Raw genomic sequence first — 13,188 nt, 5'->3', positions numbered from 1 at the left:
GTCGCGAGGACTGCAATGCTGGACGCATGCGCATCGCTCTCACCGGCTCGACCGGCAAGCTCGGAACCGTCGTCGCCCGCGAACTCCGCGAAGCCGGATACGACGTCATCGGCATGGATCTCGTCGGTACGCGCGGTCCGTCGTTCGTCCAGGTCGACCTCACCGACTACGGCCAGGTGATCGACGCATTCGGCGGCGTGGGCGACCGCCACGACGGCATCGACGCCGTGGTCCACCTCGGCGCCATCCCCGCCCCCGGCATCCGCTCCGACATCGCCACCTTCCACAACAACATGACGGCGACGTTCAACGTGTTCTGGGCGGCCGTGCGCCTCGGCATCCGTCGCATCGTCTACGCATCCAGCGAGACCGTCCAGGGGCTCCCCTTCGACGTTCCGCCGCCCTACATCCCGGTCGACGAGGCGTACCCGCCGCGTCCCCAGTCCGTGTACTCGCTCGTCAAGACGCTCGAGGAGCAGCTCGCGGTGGAGCTCGTCCGGTGGCATCCCGACCTCTCGATCACCGCGCTGCGCTTCTCGAACGTGATGGTGCCCGAGGACTACGCCGAGTTCCCCTCGTTCGACTCCGACGCGCTCCTGCGCAAGTGGAACCTGTGGGGCTACATCGACGCGCGGGACGGCGCGCAGGCGGTGCAGCGCGCGCTCGAGGTCGCTCCGGCCGGGTTCGACCAGTTCATCGTCGCGGCCGCCGACACGGTCATGTCCCGGTCCAATGCCGAGCTCGTCGCCGAGGTCTTCCCGGGCGTCGAGGTGACCGGCGACGTGGGCGAGCACGACACCCTCCTGTCGATCGCGAAGGCCCGGCGCCTGCTCGGCTACGAGCCGCGGCACTCCTGGCGCGACCACGTCGGCTGACGTCGCGACCCCGGGCCCTCTCCCCCGTCCGCTTCCGTGCCGTCGTAGGCTCGAAAGGAGACCCGGAGGCGCGCGATGACCGAAGATCCCCGGGTGGCCGCCGCCCGCTACCGCCAGGAGCGACAGTCGGAGGACGCGGACGCCGCCGCCCACCCCGACGAGGAGCGCGCGTCCGCAGCGCGCGCCGTCGATCGGGCCGCCTACGTCGAGACCGCGCTGCAGCAGGCGATCCGCCGGGGCGACTTCGACGACCTCCCCGGCGCGGGCAAGCCGATCCCCGGGCTGGGCGAGAACCACGACCCGGATTGGTGGATCCGCCGCAAGATCGAGTCCGAGCAGCTCAGCGGGCTGGGACCGCCCGCGCTCATGCTGCGTGTGGAGGACGCCGAACTCGCGGAGCGCCTCGACCTGCTGCGGAGCGAGGCCGAGGTGCGCGATGCGGTCGAGGACTTCAACCGCCGTGTCATCGAGGCGCGGCGGCAGCTGCTCGGCGGCCCGCCGGTGGTGACCTCGACGCGAGAGGTCGACGATGAAGTGGCGGCGTGGAGGGCGCGACGCGAGACGAGGGCGGAGGAGACGGATGCTGCGGCCCCGCCGCCCGGGACACGCCGGCGTCTCTGGCGCCGGAGGGACCGCTGACGCGGCCCTGCGCCCATCCGTTTCGGCGACGCGACGTCGGAGATCCTCGGCGACACGCCGTTCGGCGTCCGCGCCCACCGGCGTGTCGGCCGAAGTCTCCGATTCTGTGCGCCGGGGGCTGCAGCGCCGCGGCGCTCAGCGGCGCGGGATGGTCGAGCCGCGGATGACCAGGCGCACCGGCGAGTGATGCTCGCCGCTGCCGATGTCGACGCCGTCGATCGCGTCGAACACGCGCTGCGCCGCCTGACGTCCGAGCATCTGCAGGTTCGCGTCGATGCTGGTGAGCTCGGGGCGCGAGTTCGTCGACAGCACCTCCCAGTTGTCGTAGCCGATGACGGCGAGGTCGTCCGGCACCCGGCGGCCGAGGTCGCGCGCCGTGTCGAGCACGCCGCGCGCGATCTGGTCCGAACCGCAGAAGATCGCGTCGACGTCGGGGTGACGCTCGAGCAGCATGGCCGCGGCATCCCTCCCCCAGTGCTCGGTCCACTCCGAGAACATCGGCTCGCCCACGAGCGACAGCCCGGCGGCCTCGAGTCCTGCTCGAGCGCCGGCCAGCCGGTCCTGTGCGGCGGCGTAGGCGGGGTCGCCCGTGATGTGGGCGATGCGGGTGCGACCGCACGCGAGGAGGTGCTCGACGGCGAGCCTCCCGCCGGAGTAGTTGTCGGGAGTGAGGGAGAGATCGCGCGGATCGTCGGACGGCGCGTAGGCGTAGACGACGGGAACCGGCAGTTCCTGACCGAGCGACGGCCGAGGGTCGGTCTGCCGGCCGACGACGATGATCCCGTCGACCCGGCGACTGAGCAGAGCCTTCAGGTGGTGCTGCTCGCGGATCGCGTCACCGCGGGCGTCGCAGAGGAAGACGTTGATCTGCCCCGCACCGAAAGCGTCTTCGGCACCCATCAGGATCGGGATCATGAAGCGGCCTTCGAGGTCGCTCGTGAGGAGGCCGACGGTGCCGGTGCGTCCTGCGAGGAGGCCCTTGGCCATGGCGTTCGGGGTGAAGGCGAGTTCGTCGGCCGCGCGCAGCACACGCTGCCGCGTGGCGACGGCGACATCGTCACGGTTGTTCAGCGCTTTCGAGGCCGTTGCGACGGAGACTCCCGCACGCTTGGCCACGTCGCTGAGGGTCGCGGCGCGCGACCCGGTGTCACTCGTTGTCACGTCGACCTCCTTCTGCGGAAAGGTTATCGGAGGGGGTACTTGACCCTCCGACAGAACACACGATAGCGTGCCGAAAGGGATTTCGTAGATTTCGATTCTCACTCCCCACCAACGCAGCGGTGCCGGCCTGGATCGGCGTCATCCGCTCGAGGAAGAGCTAAAGGAGACAGTTGCATGTTCACCACCCGACGCCGTGCCGCACTGCGTGCAGCCACGGCCTTCGTCGCTGCGGGAGCCCTCGTCGGAGGTCTCACCGCTTGCGCCGGCGGCAACGACACCCCCACTCCCGCTGAGTCGATCCCCGCCGAGGGCGTGGATGACGGCTCGACGCTGACGCTGTGGACGCGTGCTCCGATGGAAGCACAGGCGAACCTGCTCGTCGACGCCTACAACGCCTCGCACGAGAACCAGGTCGAGCTGACCGTGGTGCCCAACGACGACTACGTCGCGAAGGTCGGCGCGGCCGCCGGCTCGGGCGGACTGCCCGACCTGTTCGCCGCCGACATCGTGTACGTGCCCAACTGGGTGCAGCAGGGCCTGTTCGCCGACATCACCGAGCAGATCGACGGCCTCGACTACAAGGACACCATCAACCAGGGCCACCTGAGCGCCGGCACCTACGAAGGCGCCGAGCACGTGCTGCCGTTCGTGCTCGACCTGTCGATGCTCATGTGGAACAAGGAGCTGTTCGCCGAGGCGGGCCTCGACCCCGAGAAGGCCCCCGCCTCCCTCGCGGAGTTCGCCGACGCCGCCAAGGCGGTCCAGGACCTCGGAAAGGACGGCGTGTCGGGCACCTCGACCGGTCTGAACTGCGGCGGATGCCTCGTCTTCACGTGGTTCCCGTCGATCTGGGCATCGGGTGACGAGGTCATGAACGACGACGGCACCGAGGCGCTGCTCGCCAGCGACACGGCCAAGGAGGTCTACTCGACCTGGCAGGACCTCGAGTCGTACGGCGCGGTCGCACCCGGATCGGCCGACGAGACCGGCGCCACGTGGGTCGCCGGCTTCCAGGAGGGCAAGGTCGGCGTCATGCCGTACCCCGCCACGCTGCTCCCGGCCCTCGACTTCGACGCGGGCGTCGCGGGCATCCCGGGTGTCGACGGCGGCGAGTCGACGTTCGTCGGCGGCGACGGCATCGGCATCTCGAAGGACTCGAAGCTGTCGGCCCAGGCGTGGAACTTCCTCTCCTGGATGATGTCGGAGGAGACCCAGGTCCAGGTGCTGGCGAAGGCCGGCAACGCGGTCTCCCGCTCCGACCTCGCCGACAACGAGTACGCAGCGGAAGACCCGCGTCTCGTGACGATCAACGAGGTCGCCGCGATGGGCGACACCCCGGTCGCGCTGAACTTCCAGCAGGCCTACAACGCGCCGGGCAGCCCGTGGATCACGCTGGTGCGCAACGCCGTCCTCGGCGACGGCGAGACCGTCGACGCCGACAACGACGAAATCACCGCGATCCTCAGCCAGTAACCCCACTCGCCGGCGGGGTGCGCTGACCGGCAGCGCACCCCGCCGGCTCCTTTCCCCCAAGGAGCGATGTCGTGGCCTTCACCACCACCGCACGTACTCTCCGCCGCGCGCGGCCACGGAGCCCGCTGGGCGGCCCTGTCCAGGGCTGGCTCTACGCGGCGCCCACAGCCCTCTTCGTCGTGGCGCTGTTCGTGATCCCCCTCCTGCTCGTGCTGCAGATGTCGGGATCGGACTGGCCGCTGCTGCGCGGCAACCTCGGCTGGAACTTCCCCGAGAACTACGTCGACGCGGTGGACCACCGTCTCTTCTGGGACTCGATCCGCTTCACACTCCAGTACACGCTCATCACGACGGTGCTCCTCATCGGGCTGGGCCTCGGCCTCGCCCTCCTCGTTCAGGAGTCGAACGCCTGGAAGGGGTTCCTTCGGACGTCGTTCCTCATCCCCAGCGCTCTCGGTCTCGCCTCGGCATCCCTCCTCTTCTACGTGCTCTACTCGCCGTTCGCGGGCCCGTTCGCCGATCTCATGCAGACGTGGGGCTTCACGTTCCTCGGCACGCCGGAGGGCGCACTGTGGTCGACCGTGTTCCTCATCGTGTGGCGGTACGCCGGCTTCTACATGCTGCTCATGCTCGTCGGGCTGCAGGGCATCCCCGATGACGTGTTCGAGGCGGCGCGCATCGACGGCGCGTCACGCTGGCAGACCTTCCGGCACATCACGGTGCCGCTGCTGCGCCCCACGTTCGCGCTGACGATCGTGCTCTGCGTGACCGGTTCGCTCCTGGCGTTCGACCAGTTCTACATCCTCACCAAGGGCGGGCCGGACAACAGCACCATGACGATCGTCCAGCTGATCTACAACATCGCCTTCCAGGGCCAGAACAACCTCGGGATCGCCGCGGCGCTCTCGGTGATCGTGCTGCTGGCCCTGATCGTCATCAACGTCGTGCAGCTGCGCGCGTTCAACCGACCCGAGGAGGAGTGACGTGACCCTCACCGACACGACCTCGACCCGCACCATCGTCGCGCCGCGGCTGAAGGGCACACCCCGGATGACGCGACGGAAGACGCGCCTCGTGTGGGGCATCCCCTATGCCGTCTTCACCGGGGCGCTCGCGATCATCTTCCTCTACCCGCTGGTGTGGACGACCATCTCGTCGTTCAGCCCGCAGGCGGGCTCGGCGCAGACCGACGGGTGGGGCTTCGGAAACTACGTGTCGCTGGCCGACTTCCAGGCGGGAGTCTGGGTGTACCTCGGCAACTCGCTGTTCGTCTCACTCACCACGGTCCTGCTCACCCTGATCATCTCGTTCCTCGGGGGGTATGCGTTCGCGCGGTTCCAGTTCCCCGGCAAGAACCTGCTGTTCCTGCTCGTGCTGGCGATCCTGATGGTTCCGTACGCGACCCTGCTGATCCCGCTGTACGTGATCCTCAACGCCATCGGCCTGAACAACTCGCTGCTGGGCGTCGCGCTCGTGCTCACCATGTTCCAGCTGCCGTTCTCGATGTTCATGATGCGCATCTCCTTCGAGTCCATCCCCAAGGAGCTGGACGAAGCAGCCCTCGTGGACGGCTGCAACAGCTTCACCGCGCTCTGGCGCGTACTGCTGCCGGCGGTCAAGCCGGGCCTCATCACGGTCGGGCTGTTCGCCTTCCTCACGGCCTGGAACGACTTCATCGCGCCGCTGATCCTCATCAACGACACGAATCGCATGACGCTGCCGCTCGCCGTCGCGAACCTCCGGGGCCAGGTGATGGGCGTGATCGACTACGGCGCGACCGAGGCCGGGGTCGTGGTCCTCGCGCTCCCCTGCATCGTGCTGTTCCTCGTCCTGCAGCGGCACTACGTCCGCGGATTCATGTCGGGAGCGTTCAAGGGATGACCATGCACACCATCACCCCGGCGCCCCAGGCGCCCGTCGTACCCGGCCGCGGACGGCTCCGGCCTCTCGGGCTGGGCGACGTCCGGATCACCGGCGGCTTCTGGGGCGACCGCCAAGCCGTCAACGGCCGCAACACGCTCGAGCACATCGGCGGGCGACTGGAGTCGGAGGGCTGGCTGCCCAACTTCGACCTCGCCGTGTCGGGCGGGCTGCCCGCAGGACGCCGGGGCCGCGAGTTCTCCGACTCGGAGATCTACAAGTACCTCGAGGCCCTCGCGTGGGAGATCGGCCGCACCGACGACGACGAGCTCGACCAGCGCTTCCGCGCGGTGGTGGCGCGGGTCGCCGCGGCGCAGGAGGAAGACGGATACCTCAACACGATGTTCGGACGGCCCGGGCAGCGCCCCCGCTGGTCCGACCTCGAGTGGGGCCACGAGCTGTACTGCCTCGGGCACCTGTTCCAGGCGGCCGTCGCCCGCGAGCGGACCCGGCCCGGTGCCGACGACGGACTGCTCGGCATCGCCCGCCGCGCCGCCGACCTGGTGTGCGCGACCTTCGGCCCCGACGGTCGCGACGCGATCTGCGGCCACGCCGAGATCGAGGTCGGACTCGCCGAGCTGTCGCGCGTGACCGGCGATCGCCGCTACCTGGCGCAGGCGCGCATCTTCGTCGAGCGCCACGGGCGCGGCACGCTGCGCGACATCGAGTGGGGGCGCAAGTACTTCCAGGACGACATCGCGGTGCGCGAGGCGAAGGTGCTGCGCGGCCACGCGGTGCGCGCGAACTACCTCGCCTCGGGCGCCGTCGACGTCGCCGTCGACACCGGGGACGGCGAGCTGCTCAAGGCCCTCCGCAAGCAGTGGGAGCGCACGATCGCCCGGCGCACGTATATCACCGGCGGTCAGGGGTCGCACCATCAGGACGAGGCCTTCGGCGACGACTGGGAGCTGCCGCCCGACCGCGCCTACTCCGAGACGTGCGCGGGCATCGGGTCGATCATGTTCTCGTGGCGCCTGCTGCTGGCAGGGGCCGATCCGCGCCATGCCGACGTGATCGAGCGGACGCTCTTCAACGTCATCGCCACCTCGCCCGCGCCGGACGGCCGCGCTTTCTACTACGCCAACACGCTGCACCAGCGGGTGCCCGGAGTGCTGGCCGACCCCGACGGCACGTCGCCGCGCGCTTCCTCGTCGTTGCGCGCACCCTGGTTCGAGGTGTCGTGCTGCCCGCCGAACGTGGCGCGCACGCTGGCCAGCCTGGACTCGTACATCGCCACGGCCGACTCCGACGGCATCCAGCTGCAGCAGTACGCGCCGGCCACGGTCACGACCACACTCGACGACGGCCGTGTGGTGTCATTCGACGTCGACACGCAGTATCCGGCCGATGGCCGGGTGGTCGTCACCCACACGTCGGACGCGAGCGAGCCGTGGACCCTCAGCCTGCGCGTGCCCGCGTGGGCGCCGGGTGCGACGCTGCGCATCGTGACGACCGACTTCGTGCAGCAGCGCACGGTCGACCCCGGCATGATCGAGATCCGGCACGCCTTCCGTGCCGGCGACGTCGTGCAGCTCGACCTTCCGATGGCACCGCGCGTGTCGCGCCCGGACAGCCGCATCGACGCCGTGCGCGGGTGCGTCGCGGTGGAGCGCGGTCCCGAGGTGCTCGCCCTCGAGTCGGTGGACCTCGCCCCCGCAGGCGTCGACGACGTGGCATGCGTCGCGATGGTGCCCGGCAGCGAGCCGGTCGAGCGCGACGGTCGGGTGTGGATCGCCGTCTCGCGGCTGCCGCTGGACGACGCACGCTGGCCGTACGGCGAGCCGCAGGCCGACGGCGGGGCGGCGGCCACCAGCGAGGTGCCGCTCGTGCCGTACCACGAGTGGGCCGAGCGCGGCCCGTCGACCATGCGCGTCTGGATCCCGCAGCACGCCTGAGGCCCGTCCAGACTCCGGCCAGGCGCCCCCGGGTAGACTGGGGGCACCATCCCGGATGTGTATCTACCTGGCCCACGCGGACCAAGGCGGCACGAGTGCCGCGAACCGCGGCGGACGCAAACAGGACGATTTCGATGCACACCACCCTGGCCGCACCGCGGCGCACGACGCTCGTGCGCGAAGCGGGCTTCGCCTACTTCCCCATCGCGCTGATCGCGCGACTGCCGTTCGCCATGATGGTCGTCGGCATCCTGACGCTCGTCGTCTCGGCGCGCGGCTCGCTCGCGCTCGGCGGCCTGACCTCGGCGATGACCGGACTCGGCACCGCCCTCGTCGGCCCGCTCCTCGGCGCGGCGGCCGACCGCTTCGGGCAGCGTCGCGTGCTCCTCGTCTCCGGCACCGTCAACAGCCTGCTGCTGCTCGCGATCGCGTGGCTCGCGTTCGCGTCGGTTCCGGATGCCGCGCTCCTGGCCGTCGCGTTCGCCATCGGCGCGTCCATGCCCCAGGTCGCCCCGCTCTCGCGCAGTCGCCTCGTCGGCATCATCGGCCGCGCGTTCTCGAAGGACCGTCGCGCGTCGGTCGTCGGGGGCACGATGGCCTACGAGTCCGCCGCCGACGAGATCGTGTTCGTGTTCGGCCCCGTGATCGTCGGCCTGCTCGCCACGACCATGAGTCCGGCCGCGCCCGTCATCGGCGCGGCGGTGCTCGCGCTCGTCTTCGTGAGCGCCTTCGCCCTCCACCCCACCGCGGCGGTCGGCGCCTCGGCCGGCGGCGACAAGCCCGTCCAGGCGCCGGCGAGGGAACTCGCCCGCCCGGCGCTCATCACGACGGTGCTCGGTGCGCTCGGCATGGGCCTGTTCTTCGGCGCGATGCTCACCTCGCTGACGGCATTCATGGCCGAGCGAGGCGTGCCCGAGCAGGCGGGACTCGTCTACGGCGCCATGGGCATCGGTTCGGCCGCCCTGGCGCTCGGCGTCGCGCTGTTCCCCGCCCGCTTCACCCTGACGGCGCGGTGGGTCGTGTTCGCCGGCATCCTCACCGCCGGCACCCTCGCGCTGCCGTTCGCGACCAGCGTCGCCGCGATGACGCTGTGCCTCCTGGTCATCGGCATCGGCATCGGTCCGACGCTGGTGACCCAGTACAGCCTCGCCGCCGCGCGCAGCCCGCTCGGTCGATCGGCGACCGTCATGACGATGCTCGGCTCGGCCGTCGTAGTGGGCCAGTCCGCGGCATCCGCTCTCACCGGCCTGCTGGCCGAGGCGAGCGGCGCGTCGGCGGCTCTGCTCGCCCCGGTTGCCGCAGCCCTCGTCGTGCTCGCCGCCGGCGTCGCGAACGTGCCGCTGTCGCGGGTCAGGCGCGCGGCGCTCCAGGGTTGAACGGGTAGGTCACGCGGCCGAACGGCCACTCGCGCTCGAGCCATGCCGGTACGAACGCATCGAGTCGCCCGGCCATGCCTGCCGGAGCATCCGGGATCATCCACCACGACACCTCGGCCGAGATCTCGCCGTCGAGGGCGTCGAGCGGGTCGATGTAGACGCAGCCCAGCAGGCGGTCCTCGTCGGCGGTGAGCACGGCGTAGTTGAACGACTCGTGGCGTTCCATCTCTTCGGCGTGGCGGGCGAGGTCCTCTTCGTCGGCCTCGCGCGTCATCGTGGCCGGCGGCCAGCCCCACGCGTCGCCGTAGATGTCCCACAGCATCGGCTGGTTGGACATCACGGCGATCATGTCGATGTCGACGTCCTCCGCCCGGATGGGACGAAGGTGCACGCCGTCGGCGAGCTCGGCGCGCAGCGGATGGGCGAAGTCGTCGGGCAGCCAGCCGGCTTCGGTCATGAGAGTTCCGTTCGGGTCGCAGACGTCGTGGGGCGGCCGTGCACCAGCGTCAGGAGACACGCCGCTCCTCGCGCCGCGCGCGGCGCCCGTTGCCGGCGTGTCTCCTGAATCCGGTACGGCTCACGACACCCTGCCACGGCGGAGGGGGAGAATCGGCACATGACGCGCCACTGGACCCCGCTCGCCCTCGTCTATCTGTGCCTGGCCGTGGTGGGGCTGGTGGGCACGTGGTTCTTCAACGCGCTCGCCATCGTCCAGCTCCGCGACTTCGTGGGAGACCTGGTCACGAGCGGGCCGGCCGTCTCGTCGATCACCGTCGACCTTCTCGTCGTGGCCCTGGCCGGCAGCGTCTTCGTCATCGTCGAGGCACGGCGCCTCGGGATGCGCTTCGGGTGGCTCTACGTCGCGGGTGCCGCGCTGACGGCCTTCGCGTTCACATTCCCGCTGTTCCTCGCGATGCGCGAGCGACGCAAGACGCAGCTCGCCTACGCCGTGGAGTAGGGGGCGGACCCCCGCGCGACGGGGATCAGAGCGCGGAGATGCGGGTCTTCAGCTGGTCGAGCGTGTCGGCGGAGAGCTGATTGCCCGCCATCTGCAGCACCGCCGCCGCGGGCATGTTCTTCGCGAAGCCGATCATCGGATGATCGGGAAGCTCCGGCACGAGCTCGACGATGATGCCGCGAGCCTCCGGGTCGTCGAGCAGCTGTCCCAGGCTCGTGTTCTCGAGATCGTACTTACCGGGCATGGGGCCTCCTCGCTCCGTCCGGCGCCGCGGCCGGGTCGCTTCAGGATGTCAGGTTCCGCCGCCCGCCGCCCACCGCTTGCGCACGACCGCGACGATGTGCTCGACGGGCTGATCGACCGAGACGATCACGCCGCGCTCGTCGGCACCGAGCGGCTCCAGCGTGTCGAGCTGCGACTGCAGCAGCGCCGGCGGCATGAAGTGGTCGGCGCGCGCCCCGAGCCGCTCGGCGAGGAGTTCGGGCGTGCCGTCGAGCTGCACGAAGAACAGGTCTCCGGCAGCCGCGCGGAGCGCGTCGCGGTATCGCCGCCGCAGCGCCGAGCACGCCAGGACCACGAGCCGACCGCGTGCGGTCTGAGCCACGACGGTCTCGCCCACGACCTCGAGCCACGGCATCCGGTCCTCATCGGTGAGCGGAACACCCGCGGTCATCTTGGCGACGTTGGCGGGAGGGTGGAAGTCGTCGGCGTCGAGATAGATCCCGTCGAGTGCGCCTGCAAGGGCTGCGGCGACGGTCGACTTCCCCGATCCCGAGACCCCCATGACCACGAGCGGCATGCGACTCCTTCGGACGGGTGGGACGGATGCCGCGTCCCGCGTCCAGGCTATCGAAGGGCTCCGGCGGCTCGTTCGTCCCGATCGACCACGGCGACTTCCATTCACCCGCGGCGATGTGCGCTTGTCGAGGGGCCAGCGCGCGCACTTCGGCGCGGTTGAAGCGCCACCCGAGGGCTGTTACCTTGTACATCTATGTACCTTGTTGTTCTAGGTATGGGAGATGGGCATGAAGATCGGCAAGGATCTCGTCGCCGCGGCGGCGACACCGATGGTCCTCGGCATCCTCGCCGAGGGCGAGTCGTACGGCTACGCGATCCTGCAGCGCGTGAGCGAGCTGTCCGACGGCGAGCTGGAGTGGAGCGACGGGATGCTGTATCCCCTCCTGCACCGCCTCGAGCGGCTCGGTCACATCGAGGCCAGCTGGAGCGCGTCGCCCACCGGGCGTCCCCGCAAGCACTACCGCCTCAGCCCGACCGGAGCGGCCGTGTTCGCCGAGCAGCGGCGCCAGTGGAGCGTGGTGAGCACTGCGCTGCAGAAGGTGTGGGCCGACCGCGACGGCGGCCGCAGCCCGTTCACGCTCGGAGGTGCGCCCGCATGACCGCCGACCTCGACCCTCAGCTCGAGCAGCAGATCACCGCGTGGCGCGACTACGTCGGCCGCCGCGAAGCGATCGCCGGCCGCGACGTCGACGAGCTCGAAGACCACCTGCGCGGCGAGATCGGCCGGCTCGAGGCATCCGGTCTCGCTCCCGACGAAGCGTTCCTGGTCGCCGTCAAGCGCATGGGAGCACTCAACGACCTCTCGCGGGAGTTCGCGCGCGAGCACTCCGAGCGGCTCTGGAAGCAGCTCGTCATCGCCGAGCCCGATGCGGCGCCGCGCTCGCGGGCTCTGCCGCTCGCGCTCGGCCTCGCCGTGGCAGCCGCGGTCGCGATCAAGGTTCCGGCTCTGTTCGGCATCGACTTCGAGGACGGCGCGCAGTTCTACGCCCGCAACATCTCCGTGCTGGTCCTCCCGTTCCTCGCGGCCTACTTCCTGATCCGTCGCCGGTCGTCGCCGACGACCATCGCGATCGTCGCCGCGCCGTTCGTCCTCGCGGCCCTCGTGCTCAACCTCTACCCGTTCGCGGCGGATGCTGCGACCCTCGCGCTCGCGAGCATCCACGCGGTCGTCGCCCTGTGGATCGTCATCGGCATCGCCTACGCGGACGGCGAGGTGCGCTCGAGTCGCGCGCGGATGGACTTCATCCGCTTCACCGGCGAGTGGTTCGTCTATTTCGTGCTCATCGCGCTCGGCGGCGCCGTGCTCGTCGGTCTGACGATGGGCGTGTTCGGCGCGATCGGGCTGGACGCCGCCGAGGTCGTCGAGGACTGGCTGGTGCCCTGCGGCGTCGCGGGCGCGGTGGTGATCGCCGGGTGGCTGGTCGAGGCCAAGCAGAGCGTGATCGAGAACATCGCCCCGGTGCTGACGAAGCTGTTCACGCCGTTGTTCACACTGCTTCTCGTCGCGTTCTTCGTGGCCGGCCTGGTGCAGGGCAGCCTCGTCGAGCCCGACGACGGGCTGGTGATGTTCGGCCAGCGCGACATGCTGATCACATTCGACGTGGTGCTGGTGGTGGTGCTCGCGCTGCTGCTGTACGCGCTCTCGGCCCGCGACCCGCTGGCCCCGGCATCGTGGTTCGACCGTCTCCAGCTCGTGATGGTCGTCGCGGCGATCCTCGTCGACCTGCTCGTGCTGATCGCCATGGTCGGCCGCATCGCCGAGTACGGCGCGAGCCCGAACAAGCTGGCGTCTCTGGGGCTCAATCTGATCCTGCTCGCGAATCTCGCCGGCGCCGCGTGGCTGCAGCTGCGGTTCGTCCTGGGGCGCACGCGGTTCGAGCGGCTGGAACGGTGGCAGACCGGCTTCGTCCCGGTCTACCTGGCGTGGTCGGCCGTGGTCGTCCTCGCGTTCCCGCCTGCCTTCGGCTACGTCTGAGCTCAGCGGTCACCCGGTGCGGGTGACCTTTGACGGCAGCTCCCGCAGACCCGTTGACGCTGGCCGCGGCATCCGCAAGCCTTTCCCTCGGCGCCCTGCCCGAGGAGCGGGGATGCGC

At 70.2% G+C, this 13,188-nt stretch carries 14 protein-coding genes; 10 read left to right on the top strand and 4 right to left on the bottom strand.

Annotation, left to right across the window (positions count from 1 at the left end):
* Positions 1-26: 26 nt before the first annotated feature.
* Together ACFC1W_RS08390 and ACFC1W_RS08385 are read left to right on the top strand one after the other, a co-directional pair.
* A complete protein-coding gene (locus ACFC1W_RS08390; RefSeq protein WP_375990929.1) occupies positions 27-875 on the top strand; it encodes an NAD-dependent epimerase/dehydratase family protein in 849 nt (282 codons plus the stop codon).
* A gap of 75 nt (positions 876-950) precedes the next feature.
* Entirely contained in the window at positions 951-1,514 is a 564-nt protein-coding gene (locus ACFC1W_RS08385; protein WP_375990927.1) for a DUF1992 domain-containing protein, read from the top strand.
* Positions 1,515-1,649: 135 nt separating this feature from the next.
* Here ACFC1W_RS08385 and ACFC1W_RS08380 read toward each other — a convergent pair whose 3' ends face one another.
* Positions 1,650-2,675 carry a LacI family DNA-binding transcriptional regulator gene (locus tag ACFC1W_RS08380; RefSeq protein WP_241112196.1) on the bottom strand — a complete coding sequence of 342 codons (1,026 nt, stop codon included), beginning with the start codon at positions 2,673-2,675 and terminating at the stop codon, positions 1,650-1,652.
* Between the two features lie 174 nt (positions 2,676-2,849).
* Between ACFC1W_RS08380 and ACFC1W_RS08375 the strand changes: the two genes are divergently transcribed.
* The 5 genes from ACFC1W_RS08375 (at position 2,850) to ACFC1W_RS08355 (ending at position 9,339) form a co-directional block, all read left to right on the top strand.
* Positions 2,850-4,148: an ABC transporter substrate-binding protein gene (locus ACFC1W_RS08375; RefSeq protein ID WP_375990924.1), complete on the top strand. Its 1,299-nt coding sequence runs from the start codon at positions 2,850-2,852 to the stop codon at positions 4,146-4,148.
* A 71-nt stretch (positions 4,149-4,219) separates the two neighbouring features.
* A complete protein-coding gene (locus ACFC1W_RS08370; RefSeq protein WP_375990922.1) occupies positions 4,220-5,131 on the top strand; it encodes a carbohydrate ABC transporter permease in 912 nt (303 codons plus the stop codon).
* Positions 5,132-5,198: 67 nt separating this feature from the next.
* Positions 5,199-6,029: a carbohydrate ABC transporter permease gene (locus ACFC1W_RS08365; protein WP_375991464.1), complete on the top strand. Its 831-nt coding sequence runs from the start codon at positions 5,199-5,201 to the stop codon at positions 6,027-6,029.
* Positions 6,026-7,963 (top strand): glycoside hydrolase family 127 protein, encoded by a 1,938-nt coding sequence (locus ACFC1W_RS08360; RefSeq protein ID WP_375990919.1) that lies wholly within the window; start codon positions 6,026-6,028, stop codon positions 7,961-7,963. Before ACFC1W_RS08365 ends, ACFC1W_RS08360 begins: the two co-directional genes overlap by 4 nt.
* Before the next feature lie 134 nt (positions 7,964-8,097).
* Positions 8,098-9,339, top strand: a complete 1,242-nt coding sequence (locus tag ACFC1W_RS08355) for an MFS transporter (protein ID WP_375990916.1) — start codon at positions 8,098-8,100, stop codon at positions 9,337-9,339.
* Here ACFC1W_RS08355 and ACFC1W_RS08350 read toward each other — a convergent pair.
* On the bottom strand, positions 9,314-9,796 hold the full coding sequence (locus tag ACFC1W_RS08350; RefSeq protein WP_375990913.1) for a GNAT family N-acetyltransferase: 483 nt from the start codon (positions 9,794-9,796) through the stop codon (positions 9,314-9,316). The genes ACFC1W_RS08355 and ACFC1W_RS08350 overlap by 26 nt on opposite strands.
* Before the next feature lie 159 nt (positions 9,797-9,955).
* Here ACFC1W_RS08350 and ACFC1W_RS08345 point away from each other — a divergent pair, with 159 nt between their 5' ends.
* Positions 9,956-10,297 carry a DUF2834 domain-containing protein gene (locus tag ACFC1W_RS08345; protein ID WP_375990910.1) on the top strand — a complete coding sequence of 114 codons (342 nt, stop codon included), beginning with the start codon at positions 9,956-9,958 and terminating at the stop codon, positions 10,295-10,297.
* Between the two features lie 25 nt (positions 10,298-10,322).
* Here ACFC1W_RS08345 and ACFC1W_RS08340 read toward each other — a convergent pair whose 3' ends face one another.
* Both ACFC1W_RS08340 and ACFC1W_RS08335 read right to left on the bottom strand, forming a co-directional pair.
* Positions 10,323-10,541 (bottom strand): hypothetical protein, encoded by a 219-nt coding sequence (locus ACFC1W_RS08340; protein ID WP_375990907.1) that lies wholly within the window; start codon positions 10,539-10,541, stop codon positions 10,323-10,325.
* Between the two features lie 48 nt (positions 10,542-10,589).
* A complete protein-coding gene (locus ACFC1W_RS08335) occupies positions 10,590-11,096 on the bottom strand; it encodes a gluconokinase (protein WP_375990904.1) in 507 nt (168 codons plus the stop codon).
* Positions 11,097-11,322: 226 nt separating this feature from the next.
* On the opposite strand from ACFC1W_RS08335, the gene ACFC1W_RS08330 reads away from it, so the two are divergent.
* The gene (locus ACFC1W_RS08330) at positions 11,323-11,694 is read left to right on the top strand and encodes a PadR family transcriptional regulator (protein WP_191764195.1); all 372 of its coding nucleotides are present in this window, start codon (positions 11,323-11,325) and stop codon (positions 11,692-11,694) included.
* Positions 11,691-13,070: a permease prefix domain 1-containing protein gene (locus tag ACFC1W_RS08325; RefSeq protein WP_375990901.1), complete on the top strand. Its 1,380-nt coding sequence runs from the start codon at positions 11,691-11,693 to the stop codon at positions 13,068-13,070. Before ACFC1W_RS08330 ends, ACFC1W_RS08325 begins: the two co-directional genes overlap by 4 nt.
* Positions 13,071-13,188 lie beyond the last annotated feature (118 nt).

It is taken from the genome of Microbacterium sp. NPDC056003 (assembly GCF_042274785.1).
GTDB lineage: Bacteria > Actinomycetota > Actinomycetes > Actinomycetales > Microbacteriaceae > Microbacterium.
The sequence above is the reverse complement of the archived record's forward strand: the minus strand, read 5'-3'. Positions and strand labels throughout refer to the sequence as shown.